The sequence below is a fragment of the Chryseobacterium sp. GM_Chr_2 genome, from assembly GCF_026540445.1.
Taxonomy (GTDB): Bacteria; Bacteroidota; Bacteroidia; order Flavobacteriales; family Weeksellaceae; genus Chryseobacterium.
The window spans coordinates 543,232-568,834 of record NZ_JALNUD010000001.1 but is presented as its reverse complement, the minus strand read 5'-3'; the positions used below and the strand labels follow the sequence as shown (position 1 = coordinate 568,834).

The window sequence follows — 25,603 nt, the reverse complement described above, 5'->3', positions numbered from 1 at the left end:
GCCGAAATTATTTTTTAATAACGTTTTCAATGAGTTTTTGTTTCAAGACAAAAGAAATTAAGCATTAAACTTATCAGCAAATTCCTTCCCAAAATTTTCTAATTTAACGTCTCCATTCACAACAGAACCATGTTCAATAAAATCCTTTTGCACAACACCTGTTCTGATTCCTCGTCCCATTTCAGTATACAATTCAGCCATTTCCTGAGGTAACCCGGCCTGAAGCATTCCGTTTAGAGAATCTTCATCTTTAAACTCAATCCATGGTAGTTCTGGTTTTCCAATAGCATTTCCAAAAACGGTTGCAAAATCAGATGCTGGGCGAACATCACTCACAATATATTTCACATTCTTACCTTCAAAATTGTTAACTAATTCTTTCGCTGCAGCCTTTGCAATATCAGTTGGATGAACCAATGGAACTGTTGCCGTTGAAGGGAAATTAGACCCAATAATTCCTGCATTTTTAACTAAAGGAATATCATTGAAGAAATTGATATAAAAATATCCGGCTCTTAAGAAAGTAACAGAAGTATTTTCCAGTTCATTGTAAAATTTTTCGATAAAATGAAGCCCTTTAATCGGTCCGTTTTCAACAGGAGATTCTACACCGATACTGCTGAGCATGACAATTCTTTTAACTCCGGTTTGCTTGATAGCTTCAGCATAATTTTTCCCGGCATTAATGGTGTTTTCAACGATATTCGTTCCACCCATATTCGGAGGAGTCATTAAAAATGCAGCATCAGCATCTTGAAAAGTATTCACTAAAAAGTTTAAATCCGTGATCGATCCAATTGCTGCTTTTGCACCTAAATCTTCAATTTCAGACTTTTTAGCATCATTGCTGCTGATGATAGTGATGTCATGATCTTCTGCAATTAATTGTTGAGCAAGAGGTTTTGCTACATTCCCTAATGAACCTGTTATTACAATTTTCATAATAATTTTATTTTTTGTTGATAATTACTTTTTTATTTCCTGATACAAAGGTATATTTGTACTTACTTTTATACAAGTACTTACCCTAAAGTGTGTTTAATTATGACAGCTATTAAAGAAAGTTCAACCATTCAGCAAAATAAAAAATATGCACTCGATTTATGCCCTGTAACGTATGTGATGGAGAAAATCGGTGGATTTTGGAAGCCAATTATTTTATATCATCTTTCGAACGGTGATAAACGATACAGCGAATTGAAGCGCGCGATTTCTGCCGTTACAGAGAAAATGTTGATTCAGCATTTAAAACAGCTCGAAGCCGACGGCTTGGTCATCCGAACTGCAAAACCTGTAGTTCCTCCCCACGTAACCTACGAATTAAGCGAAGCTGGAAAAGGGTTAATTCCTGTGATTAACTCTATGGCAGAATGGGCTTTTAAAGATATGGATGGAAAGTATAGTAATTAATGTAGCAAAGTATATTTAAACTCATTTTAAATTTAACCGCAAAAGAGGCAAAAGCCTTTATTGGGTTTATTTAAAGTCTTTCAAAAGTTTGCAAAAAGAAAAAATCTTTGATTTTTTTTACTTATGTGCTCTTTTTTGAATTTAATTATTCAACTTAAAATAACTAAAGTGTAAAAATCTTTTGCTTCTTTTGTGGTAAAAAAATTTAAACAAGTTTATAATCTAAAATGTAACTTCTATCAACTATCAACTATCAACTATCAACTATCAACCATAAAAAAGACCCTCCAAAAATGAAGAGTCTTTCAGTTAAAATATACGAAGATTTATAGAGATTGCATATCAATCACGAAACGGTATTTCACGTCGCTTTTCAGCATTCTTTCATACGCCTCGTTGATATCCTGCATCTTGATCAATTCAATATCAGAAACAATATTATGCTTTCCGCAGAAATCAAGTAATTCCTGAGTTTCAGCAATTCCTCCGATTAATGATCCTGCTACAGAACGACGTTGGAAAATCATTGGTCTTGTGCTTGGAGATTCATTTTCAAATTCACCTACAAAACCTACCAATACTAAAGTTCCGTTCAGGGCAACTGTGTGCATATAAGGGTTGATATCGTGTTCGTAAGGAACGGTATCGATAATGACATCGAATTTACCTTTTACAGCATCCATCTGATCTTGCTCCGTAGAAATCACCACGTGATCTGCTCCTAATTTTTTAGCATCTTCCGTTTTTCCCGGCGTTCTTGAAAATAAAGTTACTTCAGCGCCCAAACCTTTTGCCAGTTTAATTGCCATGTGTCCCAAGCCTCCTAAACCTACAACCGCAACTTTAGAATTCGGACCAACGTTCCAATGTCTCAAAGGTGACCAAGTTGTGATTCCTGCGCAAAGAAGTGGTGCAACGGCAGCCAGATCTAAGTTTTCAGGTACGCTTAATACAAATCCTTCATCTACCACAACTTTTTGAGAATAACCTCCAAAAGTCTGTCCGCCCAAATGTTTGTCGTGTCCGTTATAAGTTCCTGTGAAACCGTTTTGGCAATATTGCTCAAGATCGTGTTTACAGCTTTCACACTCTCCACAAGAATCTACCATACAACCTACGGCAGCCAAATCTCCAACTTTAAACTTAGAAACTCCGCTTCCTACGTTGGTAATTCTTCCCACAATTTCGTGTCCCGGAACCGCAGGATACATAGATCCGCCCCAGTCATTTCTTGCAGTATGAAGATCTGAGTGGCAAACTCCGCAATATAGAATTTCAATTTCTACATCTTGTGGCGTTACCTCTCTTCTTGTAATATTTAATTCCTTTAAATCGGCAGTGCTCGATTCTGCTCCGTAAGCTTTTACTGTGAATGTACTCATTTGTCTTTTCGTTTAGTTTAAATTTTAAATATTCCTGACTTTTTCCGATACAAAAGTCGAAACTTTTACCTGAATCCCGCTTATATAAATTACAGAAAGATTTACCAATTTTACTGAAACGGTGAAATGTCCGCCGGAAAGTGGTAATTTTGAATAAGAATAAAAGTGTATTTCATGGAAGATCAAAAGGTTGAGGTTTATAACAGCGTTTCGGAATATAATAAGATGGCGAACCATGAAACCATGCATCCGCTGGTGAGTATTATTGATTTTTCGAAGTCGGATCCTATCTGCCAGTTCCGAAGAACGTTTGGTTTTTATACGGTTTTTCTTAAAGATATTATGTGTGGCGATATGCATTATGGAAAGCACAGCTACGATTATCAGGAAGGAACTTTGGTTTTTATCGCTCCTGGGCAGATCTATGGAATTAATAATGACGGAAATTACGTTCAGCCGGGAGGTTATGCTTTGATATTTCATCCGGACCTGATTAAAGGAACCAATCTCGGGAAAAATATTAAAGACTATAATTTCTTCTCTTACGAAGTTCATGAGGCCTTGCATCTTTCTGAAAAGGAACGTGAAATCGTCCTGGAATGTTTTAAAAATATTAAGCTTGAATTAGAACAATCCATCGATAAGCACAGCAAGTCATTAATTGTGAATAATATTGAATTATTTTTGAATTACTGTATGCGCTTTTATGACCGCCAGTTTTTAACCAGAGATCATGTAAATCAGGGTGTTATTGGTAAGTTTGAAAATTCGTTAGATGAATATTTAAAATCTGATAAACCTAAAAGTCTCGGTTTCCCGATGGTTAATTATTTTGCTGAACAGCTTAATCTTTCTGCTAATTATTTCGGAGATCTGATCAAAAAAGAACTGGGAATTTCCGCACAGGAATATATTCATAATAAATTGATAGAAGTGGCCAAAGAACAGATTTTCTTTCCTTCAAAATCGATCAGTGAAATTTCTTACGATCTTGGGTTTAAATATCCACAGCATTTTACACGACTGTTCAAAAGCAAGGTTGGGGTTTCTCCAAGCGAATTTAAAGCATTGAATTAATTTTTTACGCAGGCGGGAAGCCGGAAGCGGGCGGCTAGAAGTTAATGGCTTTTTCAGATAGAATCTTAAACCAGCAACTATCAACCAAAAACCATCAACCCTCAACAAAAAATCGTAAATTGTGATTGAAATAAGCTTATAGCCAAATGTTTACTGTTAAAAGCCTAGATCCTATGACATCACAACAAAAACTCGGAACTCATACTTTTCAGACTCCTTTTGGGAAAATTTTAGCCTTAAAGGAAAATGGAATTATTAAAGCTAAAAGCATTCGCTATGCTCGATCGGAGCGTTATCAAAAGCCTGTTCCGATAGAGAATTCTCCTTCAGAAATTATTTTCCCTGAAAAAACACCGGTTTGTCCACAAACGATCAGTCCGTTGGTTGAAAGAATGATCGGCCCGACGCATATTGAAAGTTTTGAAGTTGATGAATCTCCCCAATATCTTTCTGTTTTTCGTCCGGAGTTTATGAATGAAAATGAAAAATTACCCGTTGTAGTCTGGATTCATGGCGGTTCCCATGAAATTGGCTGTGGAGATCTTCCAACTTCCAATCCTTCAGTTTGGGTTAAAGAGCAAAACATAATTGTGGTTACCGTAACTTTCAGATTGGGATTATTTGGATTTCTGGGAGGCAACGGGGATAGAATTCCCAACTTGGGATTATTTGATATTATTGAAGCTTTAAGATGGATTCATCATAATATTCATGGTTTTGGCGGCGATCCAGGAAATGTAACCCTTTTGGGACAGTCTTCCGGTGGCGATGCCATTGCTCATTTAATGATTTCGGATGGTGTAGAAGGGCTTTTTCAGCGGGTAATTATCCCAAGTGCTCCGTTGGGATTACGACATAAACGTCAGAAAATGTCTGAAGAATTTCTCAGAAAAACAGAGCATTTGAAAGATGAAAAAGATGTTTTAAAAATGATGGATGAATATAGGAATTTTGTTCCGTCAGTAATGAAATACGGCTTGAAAGCAGCCATGCCTTTCGGTGTTCAGTATGGTTTTCCTCCTTTATGTTCAGAAAACGAATCGACAGAAAAGTGGAAACAGAACGCCAAAAAATATGATGTACTGATAGGATTTAATCATGATGAGACTTCCTTTTATTTAAAAACTTCGGAAAAACTGAACAGATATTTCATAAAAGGAATGGGTTTGAGTATTTTAAATAAACTGATCAGGTTAACCACCGAAATAATTTATGAAAAACCTGCGAAGATATTTGCTGAAAATTATACAAAAGCCGAAGGAAATATTTATTTATTCAACATTCACTCTAAACTGAAAACTAATTATTTAGGTGCTCCTCATTGTATTGATTTGCCTCTTGTTTTTGCAGACAAAGAAGCTTGGAAAACGGCAGATTTACTGAAAGATATTTCTTTGGAAAAGGTGGATGAACACGGGAAAAAACTTCGTTTTGCATGGGCAGAATTTGCGCGAACAGGCAATATTTCCAACACAGATTTCTCGGAAATTTTAAACCTTCAAAAACTAAATTTTTCGACAAAATGAAATTGTATTAAATATAATATTATTAGATATTTATGAAATAATATTCATCATTGTGTGATATTTTATGTATATTTAAAAGAACTAAACATAAAATATATCAATCATGAAAAACAAACAAAATCTAAGAAAGATCGATCGTGAACAACTTAAAACAATAAAAGGCGGAATTGCCATTCGCGACCGATACTGTTGTAATTATAATGAAGATGGCTATTGCTGCGAATGGGCAATGGATATGTGGAGCTGTCAACATATTTTTTGCTAATCATTAATTAATAAAATAAAGCATACACAACCAAATGTGTATGCTTTTTATTTTTAATTTATTCAGATTTAGGTATCCAAACACTTACATTTCCAGCCGGAACAGGGAAGTTTCCCCAACCGTTTTCATCAATGGTCACTGTTTCTTCAAATCTTCCTAGGAAATCATAAAATTCCTGTCCGATATATTTTTCACCCATTTCCATAGGTTTTTCATAGGCTTCTTTATTACTTAAAACAACTGCACATCCTGAATGTTCTTCATCGCCTTCACGAACCCAACCCAAACAATTGGCATCTTCAAAATAATCTTTTTCTTCGCCATATGCATAATATTTTCTGGCTTTTAGCAGTTCTTCAATCCCGTCAACTTTATCCAAAAATATTTCCTGATCATTGCCTTCTCTGTCTTTATCCACATAATGCGCACCGTATAAATCGGGATAAAATACACAGGGATAACCATCTTTTCGCAATAAAATAAGTGCATAAGCCAAAGGTTTAAACCACTTTTCAACAGGAGCTTCCAAATCCTGCAAAGGCTGAGTATCATGGTTATCCACCAGACTCACCGAGTGAAGCGGATCTGCCTGCGTAAGCGTTTCATCAAAAATCCGTCGCAGATCATAAGAACTTCCTTCATGAGAAGCCGTATGAAAATTATTGTGAAGCGAGCTGTCGAAAAGACTCATACATCCTTCGGTTGCTTCAATGTATTTTTGTAGTAAATTTAATTGCCCGGGCGCCCAGTATTCACCAACAGCAAATATATTTTTTCCGGAATTGGATCGTAGCAGTGTCAGCCATTCTTTATAAAAATCAAAAGAAATATGTTTTAAAGCATCTAGTCGCACACCGTCGAAATCGGTTTCATCAAAATACCATTTCGCCCAGCTATTCAGCTCTTCCCGAACAAAAGGATTACGATGTTCCACATCATTATACATCAGGTAATCATAGTTTCCTTTTTCATCGTCAATCATTTCCTCCCATTCTGTTCCGTACTCATTTTTTATCTTGAAAATATGAGAATCCATTCCTTCAGCATAATCTACGCCGCTGAAGCAAGTGAAATTCCATTCAAAATCTGAATATTTTTTTTCTCTTCCGGGGAATGTAAATTTGGTATACGACTGAATTTCGATCTCGTCTGAAATTATTTTCTCACGATTTTCTTCGTCTACTTTTACGACTTTAAAAGTTTCCAGCTCGTCGCCGCCGCCTTTATGTCCCAAAACAATATCAACAATCACCTGAATGTTTTTTTCTTTTAAGGCTTTAATCGCTTTAATATAATCGTCTTTGGTTCCGTATTTTGTGGGAATTGTTCCTTTCTGATCAAATTCACCAAGATCAAAAAGATCATAAGCATCGTAGCCAATAGAATGACCGCCGTTTGCGCCTTTGTAAGCCGGAGGAAACCACACCGAAGTGATTCCTAAATCAGATAAATAATCTACGTTTTGTGCTGCTTCTTTCCAAAGCTTTCCATCCCCGTCTGAATACCAGTGGAAGAACTGAATCATCGTTTCATTCATAAATTGTAAAATTTGGTACTAACAATTTAGCGAAAAAAATCGAGATTATCAATCCTCAAATTCTGTAAACGGAATTTTTAGTTGAACGGAAACCTGTTTTTTTTCTTCCGTATTAAGATGAGATAATGATAAACCCAGCAAACGAACAGGTTTATCGAACGGTCTCAGTTCCCAAAGTTTTTTTCCGGTTTTGAAATACTGGTCAGAAGACGAAAAATATTCTTCTTTGGTAATGCTTCGCGTAAAAAGAGAGAAATCTTTATATTTAATTTTCAGCGTTAATGTTCTTCCGAGAATATTATTTTTTTGCAGTCGGGTATGAAGTTCTTCACTTAAACTTTCCAGTTTTTCATTTACCTGTTGCTGGTCAAATAAATCTTCAAAAAAAGTTCTTTCCACCGCGACACTTTTCTGTATTCGATGAGGTTTTACTTCCGAATTATGAATTCCGCGAACGACATTATAATAATAGCCGCCGGATTTTCCGAACATTCTCGTCAAATCTTCTATTGATCTTTTCTTTAAATCTTTTCCTTTATAGATTCCTAGGCTAAACATTTTATTAGCCGTAACCTTTCCAACACCGTAAAATTTTTCAACGGGTAATTCTTCAAGAAATTCTTCAAGCTTGTCGGGATGAATGGTTTTTTGTCCGTTTGGTTTATTGATGTCTGAGGCAACTTTAGCTAAAAATTTATTGACGGAAATTCCGGCCGAAGCAGTTAATCCTGTGGCTTCAAAAATTTTCTGACGAATTTCTTTAGCAATCTGATTGGCAGATTCTATTCCTTTTTTGTTTTCTGTAACATCCAAATAGGCTTCATCCAGAGAAAGTGGTTCTACCAAATCGGTATATTCGTAAAAAATTTCCCTGATTTTTTTTGAAATTTCTTTATACCGTGCAAAACGCGGCGGAACAAAGATAAGATGCGGACATTTCTCTTTTGCTGTTTTACTGGGCATCGCAGAACGAACTCCGAATTTTCGGGCTTCATAACTAGCTGCAGAAACGACACCTCTGTGCCCGCCACCCACGGCAATAGGTTTTCCCTTTAGCGTAGGATCATCATGCTGCTCTACGGAAGCATAAAATGCGTCCATATCAACGTGAATTATTTTGCGAACGGGAAAAGAAAAATCCATACCGCAAAGATATGGATTAGTATTTTTTAAATTAATTTCTTTTGTCTTGAAACAAAAGAAACAAAAATTCAAGACTTGGAAATTTCAACTAAAAATAAACTCTGTTCTCTAAAATTCTAAAACTCGCGCGAATTAAAATTTTGTTTTTCAGTTCTAAATTCCTCTCGCGCTCAAACAGTAGAATTTTTTTACGCTCACAGATTTTATTTTCTTAACGTCTCAATTTCCTATGTCGATTTATTTGAGTAGTTTATCAATTGTTGATTGAATTTCAGGATCTTCCGGAGAAATAGCATAATATTTTGCAATCGCCGATTTCTGATCGATCACCATATATCGTGGGATCCAGTTTAGGTCAATATAATTATTGAAATCATTTTTCCAGCCTGTTGAAAACCAATAATTTTCTTTGTCTTTCATTTCGAATCGCTCAATACTTTTTTCAAAACCTTCTCTGGAACGGTCTAGTGAAAGGAATACAAAATCAATATTCTTATTACTTTCTTCCAGTTCTTTGGCTTTCGGAAGCGCTTTTAAACAATCTCTGCACCATCCGGCCCAAAAATCGATCACTAAAACTTTTCCTTTATGCTGATCAAGAATTTGTTGTATTGTTACGGTTTTCCCTTCTTTGTTTTCCAATTTCTGAGCTAAAGCTTCTTTAGAAAAACTGGTTTTTAAAACTTTCGGAACCTCCTGTGCATAGCTAAGTCCGAAAATGTTTATCATTAAAATTAATAGTAACTTTCTCATTTTTTCAATTTCATTTTATGCAAATCTAAACAATGAAACGCAATTTGAAACTGGTTTCTTATTATTTAGTAAAAATTTAAGAGATTGAATTTTTCTATAAATGCCTATATTTTTCGCAGATTAAGTAAAAAAATTAATTAAACATTAAGTGATTAAGATTTTTAAAACTTTATGCTTAAATGGCTTAAACCAAATTAATTTATTGATTTCTTAATTTTAAAACATTGTAAATTACTTAAATTCTTAATGTTTAAAAGAGAAAATAAACAAAGTTTATTTAAATTAAGAAAATTAAGATGTCAAGTTTAAATTTATTTTATTGGTAAGTTCTCACTAAACCTTTCACTACCGCAATTACATTCGGCATTGCTTTATTAGCAGCGTTCAGAACTTCCTCATGAGAAACGGCAAAGGCAATATCGGGACCGCCTAAATCAGTGATCACAGAAATACAGAAACAATCCATTTCCATATGTTTGGCTACGATGACTTCTGGAACAGTGCTCATGCCTACCATATCACCACCAATGGCTTTTATCATGCCATATTCTGCTGGAGTTTCAAAAGTGGGACCTTGCAATGCTACATAAACTCCCTGATGAATGTTGATATTATTTTCCTGAGCTGCTTTTTCAGCCACAGAAATCATTTTTTTGTTATATGGTTCGCTCATGTCTACGAAGCGAGGTCCCAATTCATCAATGTTTTTGCCACGAAGCGGATGTTCGGGCATCATATTGATATGATCTTTTAAAATCACAATATCAGCGACATTGTAATCAGGATTTACTCCGCCACAAGCGTTGGAAAGGATAAGATTTTGAATTCCCAGCAATTTAAAAACACGTATTGGGAAAGTTACGGTTTCCATAGAATGACCTTCATAATAATGAAAACGGCCACTCATCATCAATACTTTTTTACCTTCTAAAATTCCGTAGATTAATTTTCCGCCATGTCCAACAACGGTAGTATGTGGAAAATTAGGAATGTCTTTGTATTCCAATACATGAAGGGCTTGTACTTCATCCTGAAGTTTCCCTAATCCGGAACCTAAAATAATGGCAAAATCAGGTGTATCCTGAATAATACTTTTAATGAAATCTGCAGTCTCCTTAATTTTTTCTAACATAATCTAAGATGATTTGATCGAATTCTTCTCTTTTATCAATAATGACATTGATAGGCCAGTAGTAAAGAATGTCACTAAGATAGTCAAAAGATTTTAGACGAACATAATCTTTCTCAGTAGTTAAGATCAATTTGTATTCACCTAATTTTTTATATTCTGCAACGATTTTTTTTATATCATCCTCAGAAAAATTATGGTGATCTCTGAATTTCAAATGCTTTACCCTTTGCGAAAATTTAGACAAATGCTGAATAAGTGGTGCCGGGTTGGCAATTCCTGTGATGAGAAGGATATCGTAATAATTTAGGTTATTGTCGGGAAGCATTTTTTCTCTTCCGTACACATTTTCGTCATACCCGATGGATGAAAAGAATACTTTTTGGGTGCGATCGGGTCTTATTCTCGAAATATAATATTGCTTGGTTTCCTCCGTCAGCTCATCGGGACATTTGCTTACCATAACGATGTCAGCTCTTTTTACACCTGCTCTGGATTCTCGCAAATCCCCGGCAGGAAGAAGATAATCTTTAAAATAAGGATCATTGAAATCGGTCATCATAATATTGAATCCCGGCTTGATGGCTCTGTGTTGCATGGCATCATCCAATACCAGCACATCAAGATCCATATCGCTGATTACTTTTTTGGCACCTGGAACTCTCTCTTCAGAAACGGCAATGACAAAACGGTTTTTAAAACGTTCAAATAACTGCATCGCTTCATCACCTACGATCTTGTAATTACTCTCGTAATTGGTGACTTCGTAGCCTTTCGTCAGTCTTCCGTAGCCGCGCGAAAGCACTCCCGTTCTGTAATGTTTAGAGAGATACTGAGCAAGGTACATCACCATTGGCGATTTCCCGCTACCGCCCACAGAAAGGTTGCCGACGCAGATTATCGGAGTTTTGAATTTCGTAGATTTAAATATTCCCAGATCATACATTGTGTTTCGGATACCCGTGACCAAATGATAACCGAGGGAAAAAGGATAAAGGTACCATCTTTTCATACGATTGCAAAAATAAGAATTTTCACAGGGATTTGCTTCAATATGGTAGCTTCTTTTCAATATTTATTTTAAAAAATCTATTCCGGATTATTATTAAATTAAAGTACTTTTGTGGAGTTATATTAATTACATTGAGGTATTTTATTGAGTTTTCCTACAACGGTAAAAATTATTTCGGCTATCAGATACAGCCGGATGCTATTTCTGTGCAGGAAGAATTGGAAAAAGCACTTTCCACGATTTTAAGAGAAGAAATAAAAACGACAGGAGCGGGGAGAACAGATACTGGGGTTCATGCCAAGAAAATTTTTGCTCACTTTGACACCGAAAAAGTGTTGGATGAAGGTCTTACGCGAAGGCTGAACAGTTTTCTTCCACAGGATATTTCCATTAAAAGGATCTTTCCGGTAAAAGATGATTTTCATGCACGTTTTGATGCTACGTACAGAACGTATGAGTATTATATTTCTTTGGATAAAAATCCGTTTACACAAGAATCTGCTTGGCAACACTGGCGAAAAGGGTTGGATATTGATAAAATGAACGAAGCCTGTAAGATTTTATTTGAATATGAGGATTTTACAAGTTTCGCTAAACTGAAAACAGACAACAAAACCAATATCTGCAAAATGTATAAAGCAGAGTGGGAACAAAACGGAAGCGAACTGAAATTCACCGTTTCTGCCAACCGATTTTTAAGAAATATGGTAAGAGCGATTGTTGGAACGATGGTGGAAATTGGTTCAGGGAAAATAAAACCTGAAGATCTTCGAAAAGTAATTGAAGACAAACACCGAAATTCTGCAGGAACTTCTGCGCCGGCTCACGGGCTGTATCTGGTGGATGTTGGGTATGATTTTGATTAGGTTATTTCATTCTTCATAATGCAACGGCATCCTTTTTTTTGAGATGGCTTGAAAAAAGCGTTGGCGAAAAAGATATAGTGGAAAGCGGGAAATTACTCCTGAGAAAAAGAGTGATGACTAAAAGCCATCTATACCATAAATAACACCTATCTGTAATTTTCATGAGTATTTCACAAACTTGTAAAGCTTGTAAAATTAGAAAGCCTTATTTTTGCAGAGAATTTTTAAATTAATTCTTTCTTCAATTCGAACAATGAAAAAACAAGATACTTGGGATATTATTAAGAGGCTGTTCTTTATTGGGATGAAGTTTCGTTCTTGGTTCATCATCACCCTGATAATCTCCATCATACTTTCAATAGTTTCTACTTACAGACCTTATCTTACGATGCAAGTGGTAGATAATGACATCACGAAGCTGCAGGATAAAGCTTTGATGATGAAACATATTTATCTGCTGGTAGGATTGGTTTTTGCAGAGACCGTGCTGAACTTTTTTTTAGTGTATTTCTCCAATTATATTTCTCAAAATGTAATTCGTGATATCAGACAGAGATTATATGAAAAGCTGATTTACTTTAAAACCTCTTTTTTTGATAAAACACCTATTGGGCAGCTGGTAACAAGAGCAGTTGGTGATGTTGAAACCATTGCAACGGTTTATACAGACGGCTTTTTAATGGTTTTCGGAGATATTCTAAGAATTGTTTTTGTGCTGATTATGATGTTCAGTACCGATGTTCATTTAAGTTATATCACACTCGGAATTTTACCATTAATGGTGGTTATCACAAGATTTTTCCAAAAAAGACTTAAAAAGGCGTTTGGAGATGAAAGAAACTGGACGGCCAATCAAAACTCTTTTGTTCAGGAAAGACTGGCGGGAATGTCGATTATTCAGGTATTTAACAGACAGGATTCTGAGTTTAAAAAGTTTGATGATATTAATATCACGCTGAAAGGAGCTTTGTTGAGAACCGTTTTCATCTTTTCATTATTCTTTCCTGTGGTGGAATTAATTTCATCCCTTTTCATCGGGTTTATCCTTTTTTATGGAGGTTATATCACGATTAGTGCAGGGGTTGTGATTGCATTTATTCAATATATTTCTATGTTGATTCGTCCTTTGAGACAAATCGCTGACCGATTCAACAATATCCAAAGAGGAATTGTAGGAGCAGAAAGAGTGTTGGGATTAATGGACGAAGATTTTGCGATGCCAAATGAGGGAACGGTAAAGAAAGATCATTTCAATGGTAAGATTGAATTTCAGGATGTACGTTTTGCATACGATGAAAAGCAGGAAGTTTTAAAAGGAATTGATTTTAAAGTAAATCCGGGAGAAACTGTTGCAATCGTTGGAGCAACTGGTGCGGGAAAATCTACGATTATCAGCTTGATTACAAGATTATATGATATTAATTCAGGAAATATTTTAATTGATGATGTTAATCTGAAGGATTACGAACTGTACAACCTGAGAAGCCATATCGGAGTGGTTCTACAGGATGTTTTCCTTTTCCACGGAAGTATTTTTGAAAACCTTTCGTTTGGTGATGAAACCATTACTTTAGATAAAATAAAAGCCGGTGCCAAAGAAATTGAAGTAGATCAGTTTATCGAGCAACTTCCGGGCGGTTACGATTATGTGGTGAGCGAAAGGGGTTCGTCGATTTCTCTTGGTCAGAGACAGCTGTTGTCTTTCTTGAGAGCGTATTTATCAGATCCAAAGATTTTGATTTTGGATGAAGCTACTTCTTCCATCGACCACGAAAGTGAAAAATTAATCCAAAGAGCAACGGAAAAAATTACGAAAAACAGAACGTCTATCATTATTGCACACCGACTTTCAACCATTGAAAAAGCCGATAAAATTATCGTCATGGAACACGGTAAAATCGTTGAAGAAGGCAAGCATTTAGAACTTCTTGATAAAAACGGATATTACGCCACTTTATACAAAGCCCAATTGAGACACGAAATAGAACTGGAAGAGGAAAGCAAATTATAACCCGTAAGGAATAATTTCCAGCTCTTTTTTCCAGCTATCACCATATTTTTCAGTCAACAACTTTGCAATCGCAAGGTTGTTTTCTTTTGCCATTTTTGAAGCGGTCGGACTGATCACACAGTTTTCATATTTTATATCAATTTTATACTTACTTCTGAATGCTTGATGATTTTTAGACATCATTCCAAATTGAATAAAATGCGGAAGGTTTTCCTGTTTCTCTACTGTTTTGGCAGTTTTTCCTTTTTCTTTGACAGTGATTGTAACATCGTTCTTTTGAGCGTAACTCATTCCGGAAAATAATAAGATCAGTAAAAGAAATAATTTTGAGTTTTTCATGTTATTGTTTCTTTTTAAGATGCTAAATTAAGGCTGAGGTTAAAGTAAGAATTATGAAAAATTACTTTAACAAAATAACTCTTGTTTTATTGCTTCATTTTGAATCACTGAAATAAAGGTATACAGCTGTTTTAAAAATACTTAAAAAACTTTTTTGTTAAAAATCATAAATTTTAAACAGAACCAATATTTTTTAAGTAAAAAATATTGAAAAACCTTTATTCATCGCGGTTGTGATATATTTAAAATGATTTTACATGCACGATATTTTTAATAAAAATGAAAATATGTTGCTAAATTGTTTTTAATTTTTGAAAAAGTTTAAATAATTATCAATTTAATATTGTTTTTGTGTTAATAAATTATTAACTTTAGTCAAAATTTCACCCTCACCCCTAAAAATTGGTAGGGTGTTTGATATAAAACACTAATTTTTAACTAAAATCCAAAATCGACAAATGAATAATATCCAAGACGAATTCCAAGTTTTCAAAAGTGAGTTGAAAAAGTTGAATATTGATGTGCAGAAAATCGTGAAGGTAGGAAACGGAAGCATGGATTTCCATGAAGTATACTATAAATCTCCACGATATGAGGACGTGAAGACCATCTATGTTCAGCGTCATACGCTAGATACGATGGTTGAAAAGTTCAAACAGGCTTATCACTAAAAAATAAACGCGCGCCTCAGACGAAGTCTGAGGCGCGCTACTTTTATATACAAAAAAGTTTAGTCTTTATCTAAGGTAGACGTTTTCTTGGTGTCCTTCATTCTTGCGTAAACTACAAGCGAAAAGAAGATAGACGCAGTAATGTACCAGTAAAAATAGTACTCCATATTAGCCTGTTTAAACCAAAGGGCGATGTATTCCGCGGTTCCCCCAAAAATGGCAACGGTTAACGCGTAAGGTAATCCTACGCCCAACGCTCTTACTTCAGAAGGAAAAAGTTCAGCTTTTACTACGGCATTGATTGAGGTGTAACCACTTACAATAATTAAAGCAGCCATAATTAAAAAGAAAGCACCCCACATAGAAGTGGTTTCACTTAAAGCCGTTAAAAGCGGATATGTACAAAGCGTTCCCAATATTCCAAATGATAATAATAAAGGTCTTCTTCCGATTTTATCAGATAAGGCTCCGAAAACGGGTTGTAAACATGCAAAAATAAACAGAGAAACAAAGGAAACTAAAGTTGATTCTTCTTTAGTTAAATGAACGGTATTCACCAAAAATTTCTGCATATAAGTGGTGTAGGTGTAAAATGCCAATGTTCCACCTAAGGTCAAACCAACCACTGTAATTAATTCTTTAGGATGTTTTAAAAGTTCGCTGATGCTTCCTTTTTTCTTGTCGCTGACTTCTTTTTTATTTTCAAAAGCTTCCGTTTCATGAAGGTTTGATCTAAGATACAATGCGATCATAGAAAGCAGGGCTCCGATTACAAAAGGAATTCTCCATCCCCAATCTTCCAGTTGAGCTTCTGTTAATAATAATTTCTGTAAAATCAATTGAATTCCCAAGGCGATCAATTGGCCACCAATCAAGGTTACATATTGAAAACTTGAATAAAATCCTCTCCGGTTTTCGGTTGCCATTTCGCTGAGGTAGGTTGCCGAAACTCCATATTCGCCGCCCACGCTTAATCCTTGTAAAAGTCTGGCTAATAAAAGTAGGGTAGGAGCCAAAACTCCGATTGTTTTGTAAGTTGGCGTTAAAGCGATTAATAATGAACCAAATGACATTAATAAAACAGAGAAAGTCATTGCTTTTTTTCTTCCGATTTTATCGGCAATACTTCCGAAAACCCAACCTCCGACAGGTCGCATCAGGAAACCGACCGCGAAAATTCCCGCGGTGTTTAGTAATTGAGCTGTAAGATCAGAATCCGGAAAAAATGAATGTGAAAAGTAGATGGCAAATGCGGCATACGCGTACCAGTCGTACCATTCTACCAAATTTCCGATAGAACCGCCTACAATCGCTTTGATTCTTTGTGCGGTGGTGATTTGTGGTGAATTCATGAAGGAAAGATATAAATTTTTTCAACATAGATAAAAATTGAGAAAATATTTAATTAAAAGTCAATTTAAAGGTTCTTAGAATATTTATGAAAAAGAAAACCGCTCAAAATATGAACGGTTTTACAAATATTTATAATAAATTTTAAAATCTATATCCCAAAGAAAGACCGCTTCGTATACCCAGCCAAGGTCCATCAACGTTTACTTTGGCTCCGTTCGCATTGGTTTCCACCGTATAATTCACAAAAGGAATGTCTAGATTTTCAATCTCTTTTTTCAACTGAGCCTGCATATCGGGTGTTAAAATAACATCGCTGGTCATGGTGAAATCTCCTTTTCCGGCTCCATAATGGGCTCCGGCAATCCAAAAATCTAATACTAAATTTTGACTTCGGGTTAAAAAAAACTGTACGCCGACCATCAGTCCGCCGCTGTTTCCATGTGCGCTTCCGTTTCCTTTTAAAGGAATTTGATAAGTGGTTCCGCTGAAATTATAGTCATAATAAAAATCAAAAGTATTAGACGTAACTTTTGAATAACGGTAGTAAGGCGCAATATAAAATCCTTTTCCGTAGCCCGCTCCAAGGTAAAATCGGGGTTCGATGGTGAAATTAAAAGCTTTTACCTCTAGATTCTGAAATCTTTTTTCATCTTCATCACTTAAAAAAGAGTTGATAAAAGGAACTTTTCCTTCCGGCATTACGCCGAATCCCATATTTAATGAAAACCATTCGGTGAAGGCTCTTTCATAAGAGAGGTTAATGTTTCGAAAGGCATACGCTGTAACGTTCGTTTTAATGATATTCAACTTTTCCGAAGGTTCAGCGGTCGTTATTTCCTGTGCAGATATTCCTGAAAAAATAAAGCACGGAAGTATAATGAAATATTTTTTCATGACTTTATATTTTGAAATTTGGTGTTATAAAACTAAAAGCAAAAAACGGGCTGAAATAAAATAAAAATACATTTTGTTTGTAAAATTGAGATTAAATTCCCGTGTAATGTATAATTTCGCGAAAAATATTATTAAGGCAAAATGTAATGGATATCGAATCTAGCTTGTCTTTTATTATAATATGATTCAACTTTTAACCTATGAAAAAAACGATATGTTCTGTGCTTTTTCTTTGCGGAATTTTTGTATTCTCTCAGGAAAATGTAAAGAACGATACGATTGATACAACTAAAACAGCAGAGATTCAGGAAGTTATTTTGAAAGCTCAGCGTAAAAAACAATTTGCAGACAAGGCAGTTTATACTTTTGATAAAGAAGCGTTGGAAAAGGCTCGCTATGCAAAAGATCTTATCCAGACTTTACCCGAATTGCAACTTGATCCTATTGAAAATACATTAAAAAGCACAAAAGGCGGTACTACTTTATTTTTAATCAACGGAATTGAAGCCACCGATATGCAGATTCGAAGTGTTACGCCTTCTGAAGTGGTAAAAGTAGAATATTACGATATTCCTCCGGCAAGATGGGCGACTAGAGCGGATGTGGTGGTAAATTTAATTACACGTTCTACAGAAACAGGATATGTTTTCGGAGCAGATGCAAGATCGGCTTTGAATACCGGCTTCGTGAATGGTTCTGCTTATGCTAACTTTACCAAAGGGAAAAATAATTTCGGACTCGAATATTCGATTAATTTAAGAGATTATGATAACCGAAAAGTTCACAGTATTTACGATTATCAGCTGGATGGAAGCCATTATCGTACCGATGAGAATAAGGTGGATCATTTTGGATATACCTATCAGAATGTGGCGTTGAGGTATACAAGAGCAGTGCCTGATGATTATACTTTTCAAGCTAAAATGAATCTGGATATTTACACTACTTTCGTGAAAGGGAATGGAGGTAGCATTTTTACGAAAGACGGTCTTACAGAGGAGCATGGGATGCTAAAAAATAGCTCATCTAATTATACTACGCCTACTCTGGATCTTTATTTTTCTAAAAATTTAGGCAAAAAAGACGAATTGAGTGTGAATATAGTAGGTTCAAGTTTTACCACGAGTACCACGGAATTTGCTAAAGAATGGATCGTCCCTTCCGGAGTTTCTGTTTTTGATAATGACATGAATTTGCAGACCAAACAGACGGGAATTGTGGGAGAATTGGCTCACGTTCATACTTTTGAAGCCGGAAAATTATCTTCCGGATATCGAGTTTCTAATACGAATATTTCGAATGATCTTCAGAATTTAGCGGGTTTTTCAGAATACAGTGTTAATTATTTGGAACAATATTTTTACACCGAATTTTCCGGAAAAGTAAAGAAATTCAATTACCGAATCGGCGCGGGGCTTACAAATATTCACAATAAAAGTGCAGAAAATACTTTCGACCAGTGGTCGTTCACACCAAAAGTGATTTTAGGATATCAGCTAAAAGATAATCAGAGTCTTCGATTTGCGAGTAGTTATCGTCCAATAAGTCCGTGGAGTGCGGCGCTGAGTAGCAATATTGTACAAATGGCTCCGAATATTGTGCAGAGAGGAAATCCGTTTTTGAAGTCTCAACAGATTTTTGCGAATAATTTTATTTACTCTTTGAATAATAAATATTTTGATTTTAATGCCAATCTTTTCTATCGATATACAGACAAAATCATCAATCAATATTATGTGTTAGATGAAGATTTCGGATATGCATTAACCTATGAAAATACCAAAAATTCTCAACAGTTTGGCGTACAGGTATCGGGTTCTTATAAACCTTTTGGGAATAATTTATTAGTTGCCAAGTTGAATGTAACACCCGCTTCAGAAACTATCAGAACGAGCAATGGAGCTTTAATCAAAAATAATTATCTGGCGAATAATTTCGTTTTATCATCAGAATACAAATCTTTCAGCCTGCAATATCAGCTTAATATTCCGGTTTATACATTGAGCGGTGCTTTTTTAACGACCAACGAGAATCAGAATCATATTTTCGGAAGCTATAAGCAAAAAGAATGGACTTTTATCGCGGGAATGTACTGGATCGGAATGCCTTCGGAATATAAAACGAAAAGTTTACCTGAAAGTTTAGTCAATTACAGCCGTGTAAACCGAATTATGAATAATAAATCGATGTTTATATTAGGAATCAGTTATGATTTTTCAAAAGGTAAAAAGACCAATTTGGAAAAGAAACTGAATAATTCTACGGCTCCGGCTGCGACTTTCTAAATTAATTTTAAACCTAAAAAAATTATTAATAAAATTTAATACGACATGTTCTGTCGCCGATCGTATGTATCTTTGTATTAGAAATAAGAAGCAGAATCCCAGGAAGTTATGATCTTATTAAACTAATTTTTAACCTTGAAATTATTATTTTAAATTATGTATAAAAAACAACTAGTAACCATTTTTCTTTTTCTATTTTTCATTTCTTATGCGCAGAATGAATTTATTACAGTTTGGAAACCTAATATTACAGGAACTATTAATAATTCCATATCTTTTGGAGGTACCGGAACGAGCTATACCATTGCCTGGGAAGAAGTAGGATATCCTCAGCATAATGGGGTTCTTACTTCTGTAACATCGAGTAGCGGCAGTCCTGAGGTGATTTCTTTTGGTACTTCTTTAAATGCAAATCCTATTCAGGCAACTTACAAAGTAAAAGCATCCAATGGGAGTGGGTTATTTTATGGATTTAGAGGCAGTGCCAATATGCTGGCCGCCGGAAATCCTAAACTCTTCGAAGTGAGCCAATGGGGAAATATTCTTTGGCTTCAGCAATTCGATCAAGGATTTTCGAGCTGTCCAAATCTTGATGTAACTGCTACAGATGTTCCTAACCTGACGCAAATTAATAATTTATCTGAAATGTTCATTCATTGCACCTCTTTAGTTGGCAATAATTCATTTTCTAATTGGGATACGAGTAATGTTACAAACATGAAGGGTATGTTTAGCAGAGCAAAATTGTTTAATCAGCCTATTGGAAATTGGAATACAGCAAAAGTAACAGATTTTCGGGATATGTTTTCTTATGCATCTGCTTTTAATCAAAATATTTCAGCCTGGAATACCTCGTCCGGAACCAATTTCATTTCAATGTTTCAAGATGCGCTAGCGTTCAACCAGCCACTAAATTCATGGAATACGAGCAATGCAACCAATTTCCGTAATATGTTCTCTAATGCTAAATCTTTTAATCAACCTCTTAATAATTGGAATACCAGTAAAGTAATAAGTTTTGGTCAGATGTTCACGAATGCATCATCATTTAATCAGCCTATTGGAAACTGGGATGTTAGTAAAGTTTGGGGTGCTGATAGTTTTAGTATGTTTAATGGTGCGTCGGCTTTTGATCAGGATCTTTCTACCTGGAATATCAGCTTTCAAAATGTTCCTTCAGCCTATGTGTATTTCGGATTTAATAATTCTGGTTTATCATGTATTAACTATAATAAATTCTTAATTGCTCTCAGTAATAATCCTACATTATCAAACTTAGGATCTGCAACTGGAGTGATAGAAGCAGCAGGATTAACTTATTCTACACCACAAGCCATTATGGCAAGAGCTCAATTGGTTAACAACGGTTTTAATATTGTCGGAGATACTTATAATGCAACTTGCGGCGCAAGTTTATCGACTTCAGAAAATTTAGTAAAATCAAAAACTTTGGCTTATCCAAATCCAACAACAGGAATGATAAATGTTGAGTCTACAGCCAACGAAACAGCTTATTTATATGATAGCACAGGTAGAATGATTAAAAATGTAATTTTAAATAAAGGAAATAATAAAATTAATCTTACCGAAAATCCATCAGGAACTTACCTGTTAAAAGGGAATTCAACTTCTGCTAAAATAATGAAGAAATAAACAATTTTTAAATTTTAAATAAAACAATCCGTTCAGAATTTCTGGACGGATTTATTTTTTGATAATATTTGGAATTATTTTAAAGAGAAGTTGAAAAAATAATCTAATAAAATTTTAATTGCAGAACTGTGAGGATTTATGCATAATAATTCTAAGTTTTAATTTTAGAATTACTCAAAATCTTAAACTTTAACTTAGGCAATTAAAATTATTCAATTTAAATTAATAGTTCTTTCTCATTTTTGTGAAAATAACCATTATTTTTGTGAAATTTTTTAAATCATGTATAAAAAACAACTAGTAACCATTTTTCTTTTATTATTTTTCAGTTCTTATGCACAGTCTGAATTTATCACATTGTGGAAACCCAACATCACGGGTACCGTTGATAATGCCATATCTTTTGGAGGCACCGGAACAAGTTACACCATTAGCTGGGAAGAAGTAGGCTTTCCTCAACATAGCGGAGTTCTTAGCTCTGTTACATCCGATAGCACTACCCCGACGATTATTTCTTTTGGTACTTCTTTAAATGCCAACCCCATTCAGGCAACTTACAAATTAAAGGTTTCCAATGGAAACGGATTATTTTATGGGTTTAAAGCTACCGTAAATAATAGTATTGTAAATGAAGAGCTTTTCGAAATTAATCAGTGGGGAAATACTATTTGGCTTCAACAATTTGATCGTGGTTTTGCAAACTGTACAAACCTTAACGTAACTGCTACAGATGCGCCTAATCTTACACAAATAAACAGTTTATTTCAAATGTTTTTCAATTGTTCATCTTTGATTGGGCAAAATTCATTTTCTAATTGGAATATAAGTACTATTACAAATTTGGCGGGAATGTTTGGTGGTGCAAAATTGTTTAATCAAAATATTAGCGGGTGGAATACGTCGAATGTAACAGCATTTTACGGTATGTTTGCCTCTGCATCAGCTTTTAATCAAAATATTTCTACATGGAATACTGGATCTGGAATTAATTTCTCTTCAATGTTTGCTCAGGCAAGCGTTTTCAACCAGCCATTAAATTCTTGGAATATGTCAAAAGCGACTAATTTACGTTACATGTTTTCAGGAGCTTCTTCTTTTAATCAGCCACTTAATAATTGGAATACAAGTGAAGTAGAAACTTTTGAAGGAATATTTGAAAATGCGGTATCCTTCAATCAGCCAATTGCGAGTTGGGATATGAGCAAGGTTAATGAATCTGCAAGTTTTATTATGTTTAACGGGGCTTTACTTTTTGATCAGGATATTTCTACATGGAATATCAAGCTTCAAAATTTTGGTGCTCATTATGTGGATTTCGGATTTAAAAATTCTGGTTTATCATGTACCAATTATAATAAATTTCTGATAGCGCTTAGTAATAACCCTACATGGGCGCATCCAGGAGCAGTATTGGGTGGAACCATAAGTGCAACAGGATTAATTTATTCTACACCACAAGCCATTATGGCAAGAGCTCAATTGGTTAACAAAGGTCTTAATATTGTTGGAGATACTTATAACGCAAGTTGTGGCGCGAGTTTATCAACTTCAGAAAATTTAGTAAAATCAAAAACTTTGGCTTATCCTAATCCAACAACAGGAATAATAAATGTTGAATCTACAGCAAACGAGACAGCTTATTTATATGACAGCACAGGCAGAATGATTAAAAATGTAACTTTAAATAAAGGAAATAATAAAATTGATCTTACAGAATATCCATCAGGAACTTACCTGTTAAAAGGGAATTCAACTTCTTCTAAAATAATGAAGAAATAAACAATTTTTAAATTTCAAATAAAACAATCCGTTCAGAATTTCTGGGCGGATTTATTTTTTTACGATATGTTCTTTTGACAATTAAAAAATTCGCTCAGACAAAATATTCCAAGCGAATCAATTATTAATAATTAAACTTTTATTTTTTGATGAATTTCGTTGTTTCTGTTTTAGCATCTTTTCCTGAAACTTCAATGAAATAAATTGTTGAAGGTAATTCTGAAACCTGAACTTTCCCTGATTTTACATCAGATGTTTTAATCAGTTTTCCATCTACACTGTAAATTTTCGCCGTTGAATAATCTCCTGTTTCTCCTCTAAATTCTATAAAATCGGTTGCCGGATTAGGATATACTTTTAATTTATCTTTTTTAACAAAACTGTCATTCACACCCAAAACATTTTCAAACAAAGCTTGAGCTGCTGTAGTGGTTTGATTCATATTAAGAGCCGGGACATTGATATTAGCCGTCGTATGGGACAGTAATGGGAATTTGTGAGTACTGTCGTAATAAAAATAGGCCGTATTTGTAATGGTTCCCAAAGGAAATCCTGAAAAGGTTAAATTAAAATTCTGAACCGACTTTATTTTTAAAACATTAGGATATGTTTGTGATCCAAGGAGTAAAGTTCCTGTTCCATCTACTGTAATATTAATGGTTCCGGAAAAGTTTCCGGTAACATTTCCATTCGCAGGAGACGAAGTAAATGTTCCTGAAGCAGTATCTGAATCCTGCGTGGAAGTTGAATTTGTAGGATAAGAAATATAAGTTCCGTTATTGGTAGAAAAATTCAAGGTAGCATCAGGGGTTACCAATCCTGTAATTTCCAGTTTTGAAGCCGATTGTTTAAAATAGATGGTGTTTCCGCTTCCCACCATTTTTAAAGTAGAGCCGGGAAAAGTTGAAATTTCGCTTGCACTTGGTACAGAATAGTTCGTAGAAGAGATTGCCCCTTGCGTTAACGATGAATTATTGAAAGTTGCACCAGTCCCTGTTTGTGAATTATCTACCGTTCCGTTTACCGTAAAATAATTGGGAGCATCTCCCGGATTCGGATCGTTAAATGCTTTGGTAATCGTAGTTTGTGCAGAGCATAAACCAAAGGCTGTCAGTATACAAAATAAAGTTGTTTTCATGTTTTTAATTTTTGTTTAAAGTTAATAAAATAAATAATTGCTAGCTTCTGTAGATGTTAATTATCTTGTTGAATTTGAATAAAATATGTTTTTATTTTCTATGTCATTTTGAATTAACTCTGAATATAGAAATTGTACGAATTTGTTTGTGCGAAAATATGTGTTTTCAATGAAAAAGTAGTACGTATTTCTACGGGTTCTACAGTTAAAAATCAATTTCTGAAAATAAAAAACCGCTCAAAAATTTGAACGGTTAATCTGTGTATTAAATATCTTTTGCTGTATTTTTAATTCTGACTGATCATCATTTTTCGGTAAGAATAAATATCTTCAATGGTTACCACCGTCATTTCTCTTTGCTCGGCAAAATGTACGATTTCGGGAAGTCTTGCCATGGTTCCGTCTTCGTTGGTAAGTTCACAAAGTACGGCATCATCACCCAAATTGGCGAGTTTAACTAAATCTACACTACCTTCCGTGTGTCCACGTCTTTCAAAAACGCCGTCTTTTCTCGCAATTAAAGGGAAAACGTGTCCCGGACTTGCAATATGTTCCGCCAAAGCATTTTCAGCAACAGCTGTTCTGATGGTTGTTAAACGATCTTTTGCCGAAACTCCCGATTCTACGCCTTCTTTAGCTTCAATAGAAATGGTAAACGCAGTTTGATTTTTAGAATTGTTGGCTTCCACCATAGGGCGAAGATTCAGATGTTTACTTTTCTCCTCAGAAATACATAAGCAGACAATACCGCTGCATTCGCGGATCAAAAGTGCCATGTCTTTTTCTGTGATTGTAGAGGCAGGAAAGATGATATCGCCTTCGTTTTCGCGGTTTTCATCATCTACCAGAAGAATTCCTTTGCCTTGTTGTAGTTTTAAAAGTGCATTTTCTACACGTTCTTTCGGATTGGCTCCGAATTTTTCAATTAATTTTTCCATGTTATTTTTACTTTAAAAGTTAAAATACACTTCGGTACATGGAAATGAAATACGACACAGCGAGTCTATAGCAATAGCCTCACCGATCATTCCATTTTCTTCTCCCATCCAGACTATAACTGTCGGTTTTGGAATTCCACCAAATCAGTCCTTTCAAAAAGAAAGGAGTCGCGGACTGTAACCGCCGGTAGGGAATTGCACCCCGCCCCGAAGAAAACTTATGCTAAGTTTTACTGTATGTTTTGTTTAAATTTTTTTAATTCATTAATTTTTTTATTTAACGCACAGGTTGCTAATTTCGGGAAGTTTTTCGAGTTGAGAAAAGAGTTTTAATAGGAATTTTAAATAATTGGTCAGAATATTATTTAATTAATATATGGTCAGAAGCTGAAAGAAATTTTTTTTGAAAGACTTCCCGCCTCAAGACTTCCATCTTCCCGCT

Annotated in this window: 22 protein-coding genes and 1 riboswitch; of the genes, 10 read left to right on the top strand and 12 right to left on the bottom strand. The window is 34.9% G+C overall.

Annotation, left to right across the window (positions count from 1 at the left end):
* Positions 1-57: 57 nt before the first annotated feature.
* Complete coding sequence (locus OXQ85_RS02560) at positions 58-942, bottom strand: NAD(P)H-binding protein (protein WP_267402154.1); 885 nt, start codon at positions 940-942, stop codon at positions 58-60.
* Positions 943-1,044: 102 nt separating this feature from the next.
* Here OXQ85_RS02560 and OXQ85_RS02555 point away from each other — a divergent pair, with 102 nt between their 5' ends.
* The gene (locus tag OXQ85_RS02555; RefSeq protein ID WP_267402153.1) at positions 1,045-1,410 is read left to right on the top strand and encodes a helix-turn-helix domain-containing protein; all 366 of its coding nucleotides are present in this window, start codon (positions 1,045-1,047) and stop codon (positions 1,408-1,410) included.
* 326 nt (positions 1,411-1,736) lie between these two features.
* Here the strand turns inward: OXQ85_RS02555 and OXQ85_RS02550 are convergent, their stop codons facing one another.
* Positions 1,737-2,792, bottom strand: coding sequence for an NAD(P)-dependent alcohol dehydrogenase (locus OXQ85_RS02550; protein WP_267402152.1), 1,056 nt, complete (start codon positions 2,790-2,792; stop codon positions 1,737-1,739).
* Positions 2,793-2,966: 174 nt separating this feature from the next.
* On the opposite strand from OXQ85_RS02550, the gene OXQ85_RS02545 reads away from it, so the two are divergent.
* The 3 genes from OXQ85_RS02545 to OXQ85_RS02535 all read left to right on the top strand — a co-directional run bounded on the left by OXQ85_RS02545 (position 2,967) and on the right by OXQ85_RS02535 (position 5,660).
* Positions 2,967-3,869: a helix-turn-helix transcriptional regulator gene (locus OXQ85_RS02545; RefSeq protein ID WP_267402151.1), complete on the top strand. Its 903-nt coding sequence runs from the start codon at positions 2,967-2,969 to the stop codon at positions 3,867-3,869.
* A gap of 173 nt (positions 3,870-4,042) precedes the next feature.
* Positions 4,043-5,395 (top strand): carboxylesterase family protein, encoded by a 1,353-nt coding sequence (locus OXQ85_RS02540; RefSeq protein WP_267402150.1) that lies wholly within the window; start codon positions 4,043-4,045, stop codon positions 5,393-5,395.
* Between the two features lie 103 nt (positions 5,396-5,498).
* A complete protein-coding gene (locus tag OXQ85_RS02535; protein ID WP_267402148.1) occupies positions 5,499-5,660 on the top strand; it encodes a hypothetical protein in 162 nt (53 codons plus the stop codon).
* 58 nt (positions 5,661-5,718) lie between these two features.
* Here the strand turns inward: OXQ85_RS02535 and OXQ85_RS02530 are convergent, their stop codons facing one another.
* The 5 genes from OXQ85_RS02530 to lpxK all read right to left on the bottom strand — a co-directional run bounded on the left by OXQ85_RS02530 (position 5,719) and on the right by lpxK (position 11,234).
* Positions 5,719-7,197 (bottom strand): alpha-amylase, encoded by a 1,479-nt coding sequence (locus OXQ85_RS02530; RefSeq protein WP_267402147.1) that lies wholly within the window; start codon positions 7,195-7,197, stop codon positions 5,719-5,721.
* Between the two features lie 48 nt (positions 7,198-7,245).
* The gene (gene dinB / locus OXQ85_RS02525) at positions 7,246-8,340 is read right to left on the bottom strand and encodes a DNA polymerase IV (protein WP_267402146.1); all 1,095 of its coding nucleotides are present in this window, start codon (positions 8,338-8,340) and stop codon (positions 7,246-7,248) included.
* Between the two features lie 237 nt (positions 8,341-8,577).
* Positions 8,578-9,093 (bottom strand): thioredoxin family protein, encoded by a 516-nt coding sequence (locus tag OXQ85_RS02520; protein WP_267402145.1) that lies wholly within the window; start codon positions 9,091-9,093, stop codon positions 8,578-8,580.
* A gap of 316 nt (positions 9,094-9,409) precedes the next feature.
* Entirely contained in the window at positions 9,410-10,225 is an 816-nt protein-coding gene (locus OXQ85_RS02515) for a purine-nucleoside phosphorylase (protein WP_267402143.1), read from the bottom strand.
* Positions 10,209-11,234 carry a tetraacyldisaccharide 4'-kinase gene (gene lpxK / locus OXQ85_RS02510; RefSeq protein ID WP_267402142.1) on the bottom strand — a complete coding sequence of 342 codons (1,026 nt, stop codon included), beginning with the start codon at positions 11,232-11,234 and terminating at the stop codon, positions 10,209-10,211. The genes OXQ85_RS02515 and lpxK overlap by 17 nt, the downstream gene beginning before the upstream one ends.
* A gap of 131 nt (positions 11,235-11,365) precedes the next feature.
* On the opposite strand from lpxK, the gene truA reads away from it, so the two are divergent.
* Together truA and OXQ85_RS02500 are read left to right on the top strand one after the other, a co-directional pair.
* Complete coding sequence (gene truA, locus OXQ85_RS02505) at positions 11,366-12,100, top strand: tRNA pseudouridine(38-40) synthase TruA (RefSeq protein ID WP_267402141.1); 735 nt, start codon at positions 11,366-11,368, stop codon at positions 12,098-12,100.
* Between the two features lie 253 nt (positions 12,101-12,353).
* Entirely contained in the window at positions 12,354-14,111 is a 1,758-nt protein-coding gene (locus OXQ85_RS02500) for an ABC transporter ATP-binding protein (protein ID WP_267402140.1), read from the top strand.
* On the opposite strand, the gene OXQ85_RS02495 is transcribed toward OXQ85_RS02500, so the two are convergent.
* Positions 14,106-14,450, bottom strand: coding sequence for a hypothetical protein (locus tag OXQ85_RS02495; protein WP_267402139.1), 345 nt, complete (start codon positions 14,448-14,450; stop codon positions 14,106-14,108). The two genes, OXQ85_RS02500 and OXQ85_RS02495, sit on opposite strands and share 6 nt — an antisense overlap.
* Positions 14,451-14,908: 458 nt before the next feature.
* On the opposite strand from OXQ85_RS02495, the gene OXQ85_RS02490 reads away from it, so the two are divergent.
* Positions 14,909-15,121, top strand: a complete 213-nt coding sequence (locus OXQ85_RS02490; protein ID WP_267402137.1) for a hypothetical protein — start codon at positions 14,909-14,911, stop codon at positions 15,119-15,121.
* Between the two features lie 59 nt (positions 15,122-15,180).
* Here the strand turns inward: OXQ85_RS02490 and OXQ85_RS02485 are convergent, their stop codons facing one another.
* Positions 15,181-16,473: an MFS transporter gene (locus tag OXQ85_RS02485; protein ID WP_267402136.1), complete on the bottom strand. Its 1,293-nt coding sequence runs from the start codon at positions 16,471-16,473 to the stop codon at positions 15,181-15,183.
* A gap of 142 nt (positions 16,474-16,615) precedes the next feature.
* Positions 16,616-17,368, bottom strand: coding sequence for a DUF3575 domain-containing protein (locus OXQ85_RS02480; RefSeq protein WP_267402135.1), 753 nt, complete (start codon positions 17,366-17,368; stop codon positions 16,616-16,618).
* A 200-nt stretch (positions 17,369-17,568) separates the two neighbouring features.
* On the opposite strand from OXQ85_RS02480, the gene OXQ85_RS02475 reads away from it, so the two are divergent.
* The 3 genes from OXQ85_RS02475 (at position 17,569) to OXQ85_RS02465 (ending at position 23,085) form a co-directional block, all read left to right on the top strand.
* The gene (locus OXQ85_RS02475) at positions 17,569-19,653 is read left to right on the top strand and encodes an outer membrane beta-barrel protein (RefSeq protein ID WP_267402134.1); all 2,085 of its coding nucleotides are present in this window, start codon (positions 17,569-17,571) and stop codon (positions 19,651-19,653) included.
* Between the two features lie 156 nt (positions 19,654-19,809).
* On the top strand, positions 19,810-21,306 hold the full coding sequence (locus tag OXQ85_RS02470) for a BspA family leucine-rich repeat surface protein (protein ID WP_267402133.1): 1,497 nt from the start codon (positions 19,810-19,812) through the stop codon (positions 21,304-21,306).
* 282 nt (positions 21,307-21,588) lie between these two features.
* Positions 21,589-23,085 (top strand): BspA family leucine-rich repeat surface protein, encoded by a 1,497-nt coding sequence (locus tag OXQ85_RS02465; protein WP_267402132.1) that lies wholly within the window; start codon positions 21,589-21,591, stop codon positions 23,083-23,085.
* A gap of 139 nt (positions 23,086-23,224) precedes the next feature.
* On the opposite strand, the gene OXQ85_RS02460 is transcribed toward OXQ85_RS02465, so the two are convergent.
* Together OXQ85_RS02460 and ribB are read right to left on the bottom strand one after the other, a co-directional pair.
* Positions 23,225-24,223: a T9SS type A sorting domain-containing protein gene (locus OXQ85_RS02460; RefSeq protein ID WP_267402131.1), complete on the bottom strand. Its 999-nt coding sequence runs from the start codon at positions 24,221-24,223 to the stop codon at positions 23,225-23,227.
* A 287-nt stretch (positions 24,224-24,510) separates the two neighbouring features.
* Entirely contained in the window at positions 24,511-25,161 is a 651-nt protein-coding gene (gene ribB / locus OXQ85_RS02455) for a 3,4-dihydroxy-2-butanone-4-phosphate synthase (protein ID WP_267402130.1), read from the bottom strand.
* 92 nt (positions 25,162-25,253) lie between these two features.
* Positions 25,254-25,380, bottom strand: a riboswitch (FMN riboswitch).
* Positions 25,381-25,603: the final 223 nt, after the last annotated feature.